11 protein-coding genes and 4 pseudogenes are annotated in these 13,734 nt (G+C 49.7%); 10 read left to right on the top strand and 5 right to left on the bottom strand.

Features of this window, described 5'->3' with window-relative positions; translation table 11 throughout:
- Positions 1 to 47 precede the first annotated feature (47 nt).
- Entirely contained in the window at positions 48 to 665 is a 618-nt protein-coding gene (locus B3X29_RS04760) for a hypothetical protein (protein WP_290511845.1), read from the bottom strand.
- A 363-nt stretch (positions 666 to 1,028) separates the two neighbouring features.
- Here B3X29_RS04760 and B3X29_RS04755 point away from each other — a divergent pair.
- From B3X29_RS04755 to B3X29_RS04730, 6 genes and pseudogenes are all read left to right on the top strand, one after another.
- Positions 1,029 to 2,135: pseudogene (locus B3X29_RS04755) on the top strand (replication endonuclease); the annotation flags it as partial.
- A gap of 155 nt (positions 2,136 to 2,290) precedes the next feature.
- Positions 2,291 to 2,479: a hypothetical protein gene (locus B3X29_RS04750; RefSeq protein ID WP_159339234.1), complete on the top strand. Its 189-nt coding sequence runs from the start codon at positions 2,291 to 2,293 to the stop codon at positions 2,477 to 2,479.
- Between the two features lie 9 nt (positions 2,480 to 2,488).
- A pseudogene (locus B3X29_RS04745) lies at positions 2,489 to 2,670 on the top strand (DinI-like family protein).
- Positions 2,671 to 2,964: 294 nt separating this feature from the next.
- On the top strand, positions 2,965 to 4,146 hold the full coding sequence (locus B3X29_RS04740) for an AAA family ATPase (RefSeq protein ID WP_159339233.1): 1,182 nt from the start codon (positions 2,965 to 2,967) through the stop codon (positions 4,144 to 4,146).
- 1 nt (position 4,147) lies between these two features.
- A complete protein-coding gene (locus B3X29_RS04735) occupies positions 4,148 to 4,894 on the top strand; it encodes a hypothetical protein (protein WP_159339232.1) in 747 nt (248 codons plus the stop codon).
- Positions 4,895 to 5,346: 452 nt separating this feature from the next.
- Positions 5,347 to 6,045 (top strand): DUF4145 domain-containing protein, encoded by a 699-nt coding sequence (locus B3X29_RS04730; RefSeq protein WP_159339231.1) that lies wholly within the window; start codon positions 5,347 to 5,349, stop codon positions 6,043 to 6,045.
- Positions 6,046 to 6,053: 8 nt separating this feature from the next.
- Here the strand turns inward: B3X29_RS04730 and B3X29_RS04725 are convergent.
- From B3X29_RS04725 to B3X29_RS04710, 3 genes and pseudogenes are all read right to left on the bottom strand, one after another.
- Positions 6,054 to 7,083, bottom strand: a pseudogene (locus B3X29_RS04725) (phage portal protein).
- Positions 7,083 to 8,113 (bottom strand): annotated as a pseudogene (locus tag B3X29_RS04720) (terminase large subunit domain-containing protein); the annotation flags it as partial. The pseudogenes B3X29_RS04720 and B3X29_RS04725, both read right to left, overlap by 1 nt.
- A 422-nt stretch (positions 8,114 to 8,535) precedes the next feature.
- Positions 8,536 to 10,221, bottom strand: coding sequence for an aspartate:alanine antiporter (locus tag B3X29_RS04710; protein WP_103178853.1), 1,686 nt, complete (start codon positions 10,219 to 10,221; stop codon positions 8,536 to 8,538).
- Between the two features lie 273 nt (positions 10,222 to 10,494).
- On the opposite strand from B3X29_RS04710, the gene B3X29_RS04705 reads away from it, so the two are divergent.
- Positions 10,495 to 10,884, top strand: a complete 390-nt coding sequence (locus B3X29_RS04705) for an inner membrane protein YbjM (RefSeq protein WP_103178854.1) — start codon at positions 10,495 to 10,497, stop codon at positions 10,882 to 10,884.
- Positions 10,885 to 10,897: 13 nt separating this feature from the next.
- Here the strand turns inward: B3X29_RS04705 and B3X29_RS04700 are convergent, their stop codons facing one another.
- Positions 10,898 to 11,167, bottom strand: a complete 270-nt coding sequence (locus tag B3X29_RS04700; protein WP_159339230.1) for a GrxA family glutaredoxin — start codon at positions 11,165 to 11,167, stop codon at positions 10,898 to 10,900.
- 181 nt (positions 11,168 to 11,348) lie between these two features.
- Here B3X29_RS04700 and nfsA point away from each other — a divergent pair, with 181 nt between their 5' ends.
- From nfsA to B3X29_RS04685, 3 genes are all read left to right on the top strand, one after another.
- Positions 11,349 to 12,071, top strand: a complete 723-nt coding sequence (nfsA, locus tag B3X29_RS04695; RefSeq protein WP_103178856.1) for an oxygen-insensitive NADPH nitroreductase — start codon at positions 11,349 to 11,351, stop codon at positions 12,069 to 12,071.
- 72 nt (positions 12,072 to 12,143) lie between these two features.
- Positions 12,144 to 13,046 (top strand): 30S ribosomal protein S6--L-glutamate ligase, encoded by a 903-nt coding sequence (gene rimK, locus B3X29_RS04690; RefSeq protein WP_103178857.1) that lies wholly within the window; start codon positions 12,144 to 12,146, stop codon positions 13,044 to 13,046.
- A gap of 61 nt (positions 13,047 to 13,107) precedes the next feature.
- Positions 13,108 to 13,584 (top strand): YbjN domain-containing protein, encoded by a 477-nt coding sequence (locus B3X29_RS04685; RefSeq protein ID WP_103178858.1) that lies wholly within the window; start codon positions 13,108 to 13,110, stop codon positions 13,582 to 13,584.
- Positions 13,585 to 13,734 lie beyond the last annotated feature (150 nt).

Genomic DNA, 13,734 nt, shown 5'->3' with positions numbered 1-13,734 from the left:
ATGCAGTCCTGATGATCCAGGTTGTTGCCATTATTTATAGGCTGTCGCTAAAGAATATTATGATAATTAAGGTAACCGTACCATACTGCAATTGCAGAACCATAAATGACAGTGACAATCCATCCTTTGTTTAATTTTGGTGACGTAAAGTGAAAAGACTTTTCTCTTCTGATCGCAACATAAGTCGTTAAACAATAACCCAGGACGGCTAAAAGTATGAACAGTGAAAGAAATAGTTTGACGATATTATCTATTGTCAAATCTTGAGGGTTATCATAAAACAATATGCCAAAGTTGATAAAGGTCAAAAGCGTTAAACCGGTCAATGCACCTGCTATCCAGATAAGGACATCGGAAGTGAAACGTCTGAACGTGTGATAGAGTATTTTAACATTCTGACATTTTGGGGAAGAGATGCTCTCACTGTGTTTTGTATATAAAGCAAACAGTACCATAATCGTGCTTACCGGAAAAACAAAATTCAGAGCAGGCATAGTTGATGCATAAGCTTTCATTAAATAATCTGCTGCAGAATAATTATTGCTTCTCCAGTTAATGATTAGCGTTATTAAAGGAAATAGTGTCCAGATAGAAGCCCGATACAAGAGATCGCGGTATATTGTTACTTTAAGAAGTTCGTCGAACCAATTGCTTTCAACTTTCATTCGTATTCCTCAGTTTGCGCATATAGTGAAAGGTGAGATGAGGTTATCGGCAAAAGTCAGTAAAGTATGAGGTTTATTTTACCGCGTAAATTGATGGCTATTAATTGAAACAAAAATGTGCTTAGTAAATTTGCTATTATTTATGTAGAGCATTACGCGACCGTCGGGGTGACCAGGTTTGAGAATGTACATTTTCCTTCCCGCACCCTGCGCAGAACTTACATAAGTGTGTAAAGTCTGGGGTCATTGGTCAATAAATAAAGATGGCTCAAAACAGCCTTGAAATCTTCGTTTTATTCTTCTGTGGTATCCAGCCCTAAAAGTGCACGGACCACTCCCTAAAAACCTTGCAATTTATTTGATTATGGCGTCCGCGTTGCTGAACCACATCATGACGGCACCGTGCACTGGCACCTGCTGTGCTTCATGCGCAAAAAAGACCGCAAATCCATCACCGCGCTGCTGCGTAAATTCGCCATTCGTGAGGACCGGGAGGAGCTGGGCACCAATACCGGGCCGCGCTTCAAGTCTGAGCTTATCAACACGCGCAAGGGTACACCGACCAGCTATATCGCCAAATACATCAGCAAGAATATCGACGGGCGCGGGTTGGCGCAGGAAATCAGTAAAGAAACGGGCAGATCACTGCGTGATAACGCTGAGAACGTAAACGCCTGGGCTTCGCTGCACCGTGTTCAGCAATTCCGCTTCTTTGGTATCCCTGGCCGTCAGGCGTACCGCGAGCTGCGCTTGCTGGCTGGTCAGGCTGCCAGGGCGCAGGGTGACAAGAAGGCAGGCGCGCCGGTACTGGAAAACCCGCGTCTGGATGCGGTGCTGGCTGCAGCTGATGCTGGCTGTTTTGCCACCTACATCATGAAGCAGGGCGGCGTCCTGGTTCCCCATAAACATCACCTTGTCAGAACTGCCTTTGAGCTGAACGACGAGCCTAGCGCCTACGGCGATCATGGTGTTCGTATTTACGGCATCTGGTCCCCGATCATTGAGGGCCGGATCTGCACTCATGCAGTGAAGTGGAAAATGGTTCGTAAAGCCGTTGACCTTCATGAGGCGACAGCCGACCAGGGCGCTTGCACCCCTTGGACTCGTGGCAATAACTGTCCCCCTGTTGAAAATTTGAACCAGACAGGGGGGGAAGTACCGGATATTACGTCCATGGATGAAAAGGCCCTGCAGGACTATCTGCACGGCATGGGCAAAAAGGAACGGCGGTAGCTGGTTGCCCGGCTCAGGCTTGTAAAACCGAAACGGAAAAAGGCTTACAAGCAGGATATTTCGGAGTAGTAGCGCCTGCAGCTGGAGTATGAGCTGCGGTCCAGAGGATTCGATGACAGTGAGTACGAGCCAGATTTACTTTTACGCGGCGGCAGCCTTCCGTCAGGGGGAGGGCTGCGCATCTTGTACCAGAACGGGCGGCTGCGCGAGGATGAGAAGTGGCGGCAGTATTACTGACACGTCGGAAGTTTTTTCTGTTCTTGATTCATATCAGGTCTTTCTTTTTGAAGACCAAAAAAGCGTTTTACATTTAGAATTGCTATTATACTATATATATATACAGTGTTTATACATACAGTTATATTGTGTAAGTGGCCGTAAAAGGAGGGAAAATGCAGGATTATCTTTTGGAGTCATTGAAACTTCAGCGCATTGATTTTTTCTTAAAGCTGGTAGCAGCAAGCGATTGTTGCGAAGAAGAAAAGCAGCTGGCTATTCAGTGGGTTTCTGAGCTGACTGATGAGCTGATGGCAAAAATACGTAACCATGAGTACTGCCGCACAATGGACTCTACCAGTTAGGGGGGATCTATGCGCATTGAAATAATTATCGATAAAGAGCAGAAGATAAGCCAGGCAACACTGGGAGCCCTTGAATCCGAGCTTTGCTGAAATTTGCGCCCTTTCTATCCAAAACGTCAATCCACATACGTAAGGGAAGCGCTAACGACTTGGAGCTGAGCGGCTTAAAACTGAACGAAAGTAAAAAGTGAGTACTGGAAATTTTGTAGCAGGTCAGGGAGGACTACAGATGGCTACATTAAAACATTGATCCCGATAAGAGCCTATCAGAGGGAGCAAGGTTGAACAACGAGTGAAGCGAGGCGTTAGGTATGGCGGTCATTACCTTCAATGGTCGTCAGCTTTGTACTGTTTGCTCAACCAGCGGGCGCAACACACTTTTCTAGCTCGAATATAAAATAAGATTTTGTATTTACAATACTTGGCTTGTTACTTAGTATCGAGCTAATCCTGAGTGTGGGTTAGTAGAAATTATAAGGAAATATATGAAACTGACTGAGCTAACTATCAATGGTGTCGGGGGGATAAAATCCCTGTACGTAAAATTTAGACCTGACATGAATATTATATGTGGGCCTAACGGAATTGGAAAATCTACCCTCTTGCTTGCTGCTTCCTTTCCTTTTCTTTATGGATACACTAATAAAATAAAACGCAATGTCACTTCTGAAACAGGAAGTGTCAGTCTAAAAATAGAAGATAATTCTACCATCTTCAATCCAGTGTTAGATGTTAACGTCCATTTGCCTACAGAAAAAATACACCATTTTAGTAATAACGGATTCGATAAAAGAAAACTAATAAAATTTGAAACATTACGTAACTTTGATTATAAACATCTTGAAGCGTTGAATGCAGATAAATCACTATCCGATGATGCTGTTTCGCAACAAATTAATTTAGGTGTCAATTTACATGATATAAAGGATTGGTTTGCTAAGAGGGATTTGTTTGAAAAAGTAGATAATGGTTACGGTCCTAATACAATAAAAAATATACATCTCGCAAGGGAGTGTATATCAATTTTAAATCCACAGTTTTCTTACAATCGCGTCGATCCTAAATCTTACGATATTTTTGTAAATACCCCAACCGGGGTAATATGGTATGAATATCTGTCCTCGGGGTTCAAATCATGTATGAGTCTCCTTCTCGGGATTATTAAAGAGATCGAGCTTCGTTATCCGGAGCAAGATCTTTACGCCCAAGAATTCGATGGAGTGATTCTTATTGATGAAATTGAGCTCCATTTGCATCCTGAGTGGCAGGCAAGAATCACTGAAGCCCTAACGACAACATTTCCATCAGCACAATTTATCGTCACAACTCACAGCCCACATGTAGTACAGAATGCAAAATCACATCAGATCATTGCGTTAGTACCAGATAATGATGGCGCAGTGAGAGTAAAAGAACTTCCTGAAAATGGCTTGGGTTATTCGGCTTGGACAGTTGAAGAGGTTTTGTTAGATGTAATGGGGATGGAAAGCACTCTCAGTAGAAAACTTCAGGAACTGCTTGATAATTTCGAACGTTTTGTTGATGGAGAAGATTTCGACAAAGCTAAAGAAATTTATGATTATTTGGATATGGCGTTGCATCAAAATAGTGTTCTTCGTAAATCTCTTAAAATAAGCCTGATGTCAATTCGAGAGAGAGAAGAGTAAAATGATTAAGCTTGAGCGGAATTTTATTCCTGATTTTTTTACTCGTATGGATCTTCTATCTTTAACTCAGGAGTTCAAAGATAATGGAACATCTGTCTGGCATCATCCGGAAGTAAAATCGGCATGTCTAAAATTAGGTAATGGTAAATGTGCATTTTGTGAGGTCAAGCTCGAAGAGGCTAGCACCTATAATGAAATTGAGCATTTTAAGGATAAAAAAACTTTCCCTGATGATGTCATTAAATGGGAGAATCTCCTTCCTTCATGCCGTCACTGTAATGGTTCTAAACAACGCCATAATGTTGTACTCAATCCTATAATAAATCCATGCAACGATTTACCGCCAGAACACCTTTATATGAGAGGTTATCGTATTAAAGGTAAAACTGATTTAGGTGAAACAACAGTGGATGTTTTAAATTTTAATCACAGGGAGCACAAGTTTATACCGCGTTGTAAAGCAGGGGAGCTCATAGATAGCAGTATTGATGACGCAATAGAAAAGCTTAATGGGTTTAATGAAAGTCCAAGTACTAGACGTAAAAACATTCTTATGAATCTAGTCGAGGCAATATTAGGTGAGTGTCAGAAAACATCCCCCTTTTCTGCTGTGTCAGCAACAATGCTTCATCGTTCAGTCGAATATTCTTATCTGAAAGAGACCATGCAGATGCAAGGGTTATGGTCAGATTATATGCAGGAACTTCATGATGAATCTTTGTGCCTGACATTACCGTCAATTCGCTAGTAAATACATTTTTTCCATAAAAGCTAAACGTTCAGATATTCTTGGCTGAACGTTTGATTTTAAGAATGCGATAAGCAGATTGGGGCTAGTGAGTATCTCGGGAAAATAAACCATTTACAGACTATGTTTATCGCTCAAAGCACACTTCAAGATTTCTTAGTTCTTCTGCTTCGATATACAAATGGTCATTACTTCTCCCCTAAGTGCATGCCTATGCTGCATGAGAGCGCATGATCGTTTGAGGAGTGTTGTAGCTCAGGCCCGCCAGGTGTGACGGACTTTTCGTATGTTATGCACCTGCATGAAAACCATTCTCGAAAGTGGGCAGGCGTGGCGGGGATACGAGCGCGCGCTGATGGTTGAAATGATGAAGTTTGTGGTATCAAATATGCTCATTTTTCAAATCATCAATATTCAATGGTTAGGCTTGTTTTACTAGGGGAGATACAGATATGGTCACGTTAGTGGATGACTGCCCAAGATGCGGTTCACAGAAAATTGCATTCGACGTCAACGGCTGGAATCTCTTGAAGGTGTATAACGGCTTGGGTTTGACTAAGACTCACGAGTATGAATTTTATTGTGTATGCCGAGAATGTCATAAAACGACGATCTTTCTATGCTGGCCGTTAGAAAAAGGTCAAACCTTTGATGGGTTTAATTGGGCCGGCGGGGGATTTGGTTTAAGGGATGTGGCTGAAGTTGGTAACCCTATTTCCCCTGCTGATTTAGCAGTGGGGGAGCCACCTGAATATTTACCTGAGCATATTAATAGCGCATATGAGGAAGGGGCTAAATGCTTGGCTATCGGCTGCTATAATGCGGCAGCCACTATGTTTAGACTTTGTCTCGACTATGCAACAAAAGATCTTATTCCTGATGGCGATGAAGGGCCTGCGCAAAAGATAAAGAGAAGCCTGGGTTTAAGAATGGAATGGCTATTTGCTAATAACTTCTTGCCAAGGGACTTAAGGGATTTAGCAGAATGTGTAAAGGATGATGGTAATGATGGCGCGCATGAAGGGATACTGGATAAGGCAGCGGCGGAAGATTTAGAGGATTTTACATACATTTTTCTGGACCGTCTTTATACCGAACCTCAGCGCCTTGTCGAAGCTAGGACAAGACGCGAATTAAGAAGAAAGAAATAAGGTGAAAATTAATCATCAACTAAGATATAGGGTGTAAATCTAATTACCTCCTCTTCAAGCCAGTCGTTTAATTCCTGCAGCCTTTTCTGCAAAGGCTGCAACTCATTTCGAACAAACACGCGACTGGCTTTTTCTACATCACCGAAACCGCCTGTATTGTTAGGAATGATGCCCATCATCTGCGGTGGTACACGGTGCGCAGCCATCATGTCATCACGGCTAACATTTTTGATGTTCAGGAATTCATCTTTTGCGGCAACCTCTGACAGGGGAATGATCTGAATCCCGTCCTTTTTACCGTTTGGCGAGTACATAAACAGGTTGCGGAAATTACCGGGGCCCTTTGCGCTTTTCATGGCCTGGCGGATGTTGTTCACATCTTCCTGGTTCTGCGCGGCGTCGGTCATGTACATGATAAAGCCCGCATGGCTGCCGTTGATGTAATACTTGCGGCGGAAAAGCGTGACGGACTCGTTGAGCAGGGCGGACGGAATAGCTGAGAGGTAGCCGGGTAGCCCATAAATTTCCTGGTTAATATCAGGTTCAAGAAGATGGAAAATGCTTCCCGGCGTGAACTCATAGGGCTGCGTGGTGAATCCGTACTGCACAAACCAGTAAGTGTCCAGGTCAACGCCGCGGCGGGTATGTTTCGCCAGGGCTGGCTCCAGCGAGAGAACGCCGCCGAGCCGGTTGGTGCGTTTCTCAAGGTAGGCGTTGCCGAATACTAGGTAATCCTGCACGAACCGGCTGAATGACTGCTGACTGAGTAAAGGATGCGGAATAAACGTGCTGGTAAGAATGTTGCGCTTAACGGCAATCGGTGAACTGTGATGCACGGCGGCGCGATAGGTGCGCGCCAAGCCCGTCAAAACTCACCGGCGGTTCATACCAGCGATCCATCTGTACGTACTCTACATAATCCAGCAGTTCCCGGCGGTCTAGTACCGAGATCGGATGACCAAAGCTAAAAGCCTCTGCCGAGGTGGTTTTAGTTTCTTCTGTGGTTAGGGTATCGACAGGGGCGTTAAGATCACTCATCAAAAAATCTCCACAATATTGCTGGTATTGGCGGCTTCGCCCTGCAGCGGTTCGTTAAACAGTGCGTGCATCGTTGCCCATGCCAGGTCTGCATGGCTGGCTTCGTAGGTGGGGCGGTTCCCGCTGGCGGTGGTGGCCCGGCGGAAAGCCATGAATGACTGCGCGATGTCGGTGTGCCCGGCGTCTAACTCCAGACGGCGGTGGCTGATAATGTCGTATGCATTGAGCACCAGGGCGTTTTTGACGTTGGGGTTGTAGACGAACTCGCGCACGGCAGAGAAGAACGCCTTCACGTTCTCGTACACACCATGGCCGACGCCGGTGGAGTCGATGCCGATATAGGTCACATTGTACTGCTGAGTCAGCTTTTTAATCGCGTCAGCCTGGGCGCGGAAGTCCATCCCGCGCCACTAGTGCCGCTCAAGAATACGGAACTTGCCGCCCGGCACCGTGGGGTGTGCCACCACCACGCATCCGGCGCTGTCGCCGTTCTGCGTACCTTTTGCCGGGTCATAGCCAATCCAGACTTCGCGCTAGCCAAACGGGCGCAGCGCCAGCGCCTGAAAATAGGACCATACTTCCCAGCTGTCCACCATGCAGGCCTGCAGCTCGCTCAGCGGGAACACTGACGCCAGATCGTCAATAAACTCGCACATCAGCAGGTTCTGGTATTCGTCCGGGCTGTACTCCATGCGCAGCTGGTCGAGGTCGAAAAGGTTACAGCCGCCGCGTACCGCATCTTCCACGGTGACGATCTGGCGGTACTGACCGTCCGGGCAGAGCAGGCCCCGGGCCAGATTGCTGTGGGTCAGGTCAATATCCACCTTGTACGCTTTGTTGCGGCCCCGGTTGAACAGTGTACCGGACCAAAACGGTTAGGCGCTGTGGGTCAGGCTGGAAGGTGTGGAAAAGTAGGTCTGCCGCCATTTTTTGTGAATGGCCATACCGGAGGCCACCTTGCGCAGTTCCTGGAATTTCGGTATCCAAAAATATTATCTAGTTACAGATTGCAGTGGTAGTTCTGCGCAGTGGAACTTTGGTGGTGGATTGGTTGGCGGCGTTGCTACGAATCTCGCTCCTGCTTCACACGGCCGTATGATGGAGCAATTGGCGCAAGAGATATGCCGCACTCAGCAACACAATATCAGGCTGTAGCTTGATTCCGATGGTAGCGGTTAGGAGTTGCGTCGGGCCACGACTGGCAACAAGAAACGCCGTATTTAGCGCCAGTTGTTTGCGAAGGAGCCGGAATTCAATAGCTTAAGTGATTTATTTGTAAAATTATAAATTCAAGACAACAAAAAACCCATCAACCTTGAACCAAAACGGCGGGGTTGATGGGCTCCACAAATTGGGGACATCAAAGAAAAGCAGTGGCAATAGTTATGACTGACGTCTTGCAGAAAAGTTCTGCGCATAGCGAAAATTTTTTCGCCATTGCGCAAAAATTTTTTATCCCAGACCCGGCCAGATGATGATGATTAGCGTCCCCGCGAGGGTTAACAATACGTTAGCGATGGCATAGGTGCCCGCGTAGCCCAGCGCCGGAATGTTGCTGCGCGCGGTATCGCTGATGATTTCCATCGCAGGCGCACAGGTTCGCGCCCCCATCATGGCGCCAAACAGCATCGCGCGGTTCATACGCAGCACGTAGGCACCGAACAGGAAACAGATCACCACCGGCACCAGGCTCACGATTAACCCGGCCACCAGCATCTGCCAGCCTACCGCGCCCAGACTGTGGCCAATGCCGCTGCCTGCGCTTAAGCCGACGCCCGCCATAAACACCATCAGGCCAAACTCTTTCACCATGTTCAGCGCCCCCTGGGGGATATAGCCGAAGGTAGGGTGGTTGGCGCGCAGGAAGCCGAGCATGATCCCGGCGAACAGCAGGCCGGCGGCGTTGCCGATGCCAAAGCTGAAATTGCTGAACTGGAAGGTGATCATCCCGATCATCAGGCCGACGATAAAGAAGGCGCAGAAGGCGAGCAGGTCGGTCACCTGGCTGTGAATGGAGATAAAGCCGATGCGGTCAGCAACGGTCTTCACGCGGCGCGTGTCGCCGCTCACCTGCAACACATCGCCTTTGTTCAGCACAATGTTGTCGTCGATAGGCATCTCAATCTGGCTGCGGATCACCCGGTTGAGGAAGCAGCCGTGGTCGGTCAGTTTAAGCTGACCCAGACGGCGGCCCACGGCGTTGTGGTTTTTCACCACGATCTCTTCGGTGACGATGCGCATGTCCAGCAGGTCGCGGTCGAAGACCTCTTTGCCGTTACGGAAGCTCGGGTCGAGACGGGCGTGCGCATCCGGATAACCCACCAGGGCGATATCGTCACCCATCTGCAACACCGCGTCGCCGTCCGGGTTCGCCAGAATGCCGTTACGGCGGATGCGTTCGATATAGCAGCCGGTCTGGCGATAAATGCCCAGCTCGCGCAGGTTTTTACCGTCTGCCCAGGCCACCAGCTCCGGGCCGACACGGTAGGCGCGGATCACCGGGAGGTAGACTTTGCGTTTGCTGTCCGTATCCAGACCGCGTTCGCGAGCGATTTGCTGGGCGCTGGTCTGCAGATCCTGATGCTGTAACTTCGGCAGATAGCGTGCGCCCACGATCAGGCTCACCAGACCAATCAGATAGGTCAGGGCATAGCCGAGGCTGAGATGATCTAACGCCATAGAGAGCTGGGCGTTATCCAGCCCCAGATGGCGCAGCGTATCCCCCGCGCCAACCAGCACCGGCGTGGAGGTCATCGAGCCGGCCAGCATGCCCGCCGTCAGGCCGATATCCCAGCCAAACAGTTTGCCTAAGCCTAACGCAATCAGCAGGGCGCTGCCGACCATCACCAGCGCCAGCATCAGGTAATTTTTGCCGTCGCGGAAGAAAATAGAAAAAAAGTTAGGTCCGGCTTCAACACCGACGCAAAAAATAAACAGCATAAAGCCCAGATTAAGGGCATCCGTGTTAATACTGAAATGCTGCTGGCCTAATAATAACGAGACGACTAAAACGCCAATAGAATTACCAAGTTGGATTGATCCCAGGCGTAATTTACCCAGGCACAGGCCCAGCGCCAGTACCACAAATAATAGCAGGATGTAATTCCCGTTTAACAATTCTGCGACGTTTATGTTCACGAAGGATAACTTCTTGTTTACCAGTAAGTGGTTGAAGGGACAGGTGATTTAGGCTACTGTTTTCCCGGTGTTGAGGAGCGCTGCGGCTCCCGGCCGCACACTATAATATATATCGAATAATAATACCAAACTATTACTTTATTTATAACAGACAGCAACATCTGCTCGTGATTGCGTAACGACGCGCCGTTCAGGCATGGAATGCCATATAAACCATCTGATTGTGCGTCCAGTGGACGAAAAATGAATTTGCCCGCGCTGTAGGGGGACGATTTGAATATTAAACGTAACTGGTTTGGGGTGGCTTGCTGTTTTTTACTTTTCACCGGCGTGTGCATCTGCCTGACGTTCAACGTAAGGGGGGCATTTATTGCCGCCGGGCGTCCTGAGCTGGGATTATTGTTCTTCACCTTGCCCGGTGCTGCCGCCAGTTTTGTCTCCCGCGGAGGAGAGGTCATCCGGCCGCTGCTCGGCGCAATACTCGCCGCGCCCCTCTGTCTGGTGGTAATGCGTCTGGTCTTTATCCCTTCACGCACGATTGTGCAGGAGATGGCCTGGCTGTTAAGTGGGGTCTTCTGGTGTGCGTTGGGGGCGCTGTTCTTTCTGTTCGTGCGCCGGGCGCTGGAGAACCGCCGGGCAAGAATAAAAACGCCCTCAGAGTGAGGGCGAGAAAGGCTTACTGGGCAGCAAACAGCCCGAGGTGCGCTTTGGCATAGGCTTCAAAATCGGTAAAGCCGCCGATGTGGTTCTGATCGAGGAAGATCTGCGGTACGGTTTCAACCGGCTTACCGACGGTTTTTTCCAGATCGGCTTTGGTGATGCCTTCGGCATGAATGTCCACGTAGCGGTAGTTAAAATCATCACGCTCGGCGGTCAGTTTTTCTGCCAGATCTTTAGCGCGCACACAGTAAGGGCAGCCTGGACGTCCAAAAATTACTGCAAACATGTTCTCTCTCCTGAAACGAAGCCTGACGGCGAATGACGCTATATTGCCGATAACTATCGGTAATGAAAAGCAGGTTCTGCCTGTTACATTGATACCTCCAGGCTATGTTTCGCCAATTACAGCCGCCTTTTCTTTGCCTATACTGGCGATATTGTCATTAACGCCCGTACAGAGAGACCGCATGACGCCCGTAATTGATCTGCTTCGTTCCCACCGTTCCATTCGCCATTTTACCGATCAACCCATCAGCGATGCCCAGCGTGAGGCCATTCTTGCCGGCGCGCAGGGAACCTCCAGCTCCAGCTTCCTGCAGTGCAGCTCCATCATCCGCATTACCGATCCCGCGATGCGTGAACAGCTGGTGACCCTCACCGGCGGGCAGAAGCACGTGGCCGAGGCGGCGGAATTCTGGGTCTTCTGCGCCGACTTCAACCGCCATCTGCAAATTTGCCCCGAAGCACAGCTTGGACTCGCCGAGCAGCTCCTGTTGGGCGTGGTGGATACCGCAATGCTGGCGCAGAACGCCATGACCGCGGCGGAGTCGCTGGGGCTGGGTGGGGTTTACATTGGCGGCATCCGCAACAGCATTGAGGCGGTGACCGAGCTGCTGCAGCTGCCGAAGCATGTCCTGCCGCTGTTTGGCCTCTGCCTGGGCTGGCCTGCGGATAACCCGGACGTCAAGCCGCGCCTGCCTGCGGCGATGGTGATGCATGAAAACCACTACCAACCGGTCGATAAAGCGGTGCTGGCGCAGTACGACGAGGAGCTGGCGAACTACTACCTCAGCCGCGCGACCAATAACCGCCGCGACACCTGGAGCGACCATATCCGGCGCACCATTATCAAAGAAAATCGTCCGTTTATTCTCGACTATTTGCACAAACAGGGCTGGGCGACGCGATAAGTCCATTCATCCTGCGCCTGCCTGCGTGTATGATACGCAGGCTTTTACCAGATCATGTCTGAGAGGTGCAGGGTGAAAATTGCCATATTGTCCCGGGATGGAACGCTCTGGTCGTGTAAACGCCTGCGTGAAGCGGCGCAGCAGCGCGGCCATCTGGTGGAAATCCTCGATCCGCTGTCCTGCTATATGAATATCAGCCCGGCGGCATCTTCTATTCACTATAAAGGGCGCCAGCTGCCGCATTTTGACGCGGTTATTCCGCGCATTGGCTCGGCTATCACCTTTTATGGCACCGCCGCGCTGCGCCAGTTTGAGCTGCTCGGCAGTTATCCGCTGAATGAATCCGTGGCGATCACCCGGGCGCGTGACAAACTACGCTCCCTGCAACTGCTGGCCCGCCAGGGAATCGACCTGCCGATCACCGGTATTGCCCATTCGCCCGACGACACCCACGATCTGATCGAGATGGTCGGCGGCGCGCCATTGGTGGTTAAACTGGTTGAAGGCACCCAGGGCATTGGCGTGGTGCTGGCCGAAACCCGCCAGGCGGCAGAGAGCGTGGTGGATGCGTTTCGCGGCCTGAACGCGCACATTCTGGTGCAGGAGTACATTAAAGAGGCGAAAGGGCGCGATATTCGCTGCCTGGTGGTGGGCGATGAAGTGGTTGCGTCCATCGAGCGTCAGGCGAAAGAGGGCGATTTTCGCTCTAACCTGCATCGGGGCGGCGTAGCCCGGGTGGTGGAGATCACCCCACGCGAGCGGGAGATGGCCCTGCTGGCCGCCAGAACCCTGGGGCTGGACGTTGCCGGGGTCGATATCTTACGCGCCGACAGAGGGCCGCTGGTGATGGAAGTCAACGCCTCGCCAGGGCTGGAAGGCATTGAGAAAACCACCGGGATTGATATCGCCGGGAAGATGATCGGCTGGATTGAACGCCATGCCACGCCGGAGTTTTGCCTGAAAACGGGCGGATAACTGGCCTGCCGCACAGTGTGGCCTGGACCAGGCACTATTTTTTTGAAGGGGTTCCACCGTTATGGATTCACTTGTAGTACCGACACTTGATACGTTACGCCATTGGCTGGACAACATGGGCGTCAGCTTTTTTGAATGCGACACCTGCCAGGCGCTGCACCTGCCGCACATGCAAAACTTTGACGGCGTGTTCGATGCCAAGCTCGATTTGATTAACGACGTCATTCTTTTCTCCGCGCTGGCGGAGGTCAAACCCTCGGCGCTGCTGGCCTTAGCATCGGATTTGTCCGCCATCAATGCCAGTTCTTTGACGGTAAAAGCATTTCTCGATATACAGGATGATAATCTGCCAAAGCTGGTGGTTTGCCAGTCTTTATCCGCGTCCGTTGGGCTGACCTTCCCGCAGTTCGCGGCCTTTATCCAGCAGAGCGAAGAGCAGATCTCTATGGTGATGCTGGAAGCCAGCGCCCATCATCTGCTCTACAACGCCGAAGAGGGCGCTGAGCAGCCTGAATCTGCGGGCAATTTTCTGCACTAAACCTGTCTGACATTTAGGCAGTCGCTGTTGTGGCGGCTGCATAACACCCGTTTTTCTGCTGACTTTAACCTTTCTTTAAAGAATTATTCACCGCCATCCCGCCAATTCGGCTTATCACATAGATACTTCTTGCATAAAAAATTGTTAAAA

Source organism: Leclercia sp. UBA5076 (assembly GCF_002416465.1).
In the GTDB taxonomy this organism is placed as follows: Bacteria; Pseudomonadota; Gammaproteobacteria; order Enterobacterales; family Enterobacteriaceae; genus Enterobacter.
The sequence above is the reverse complement of the archived record's forward strand: the minus strand, read 5'-3'. Positions and strand labels throughout refer to the sequence as shown.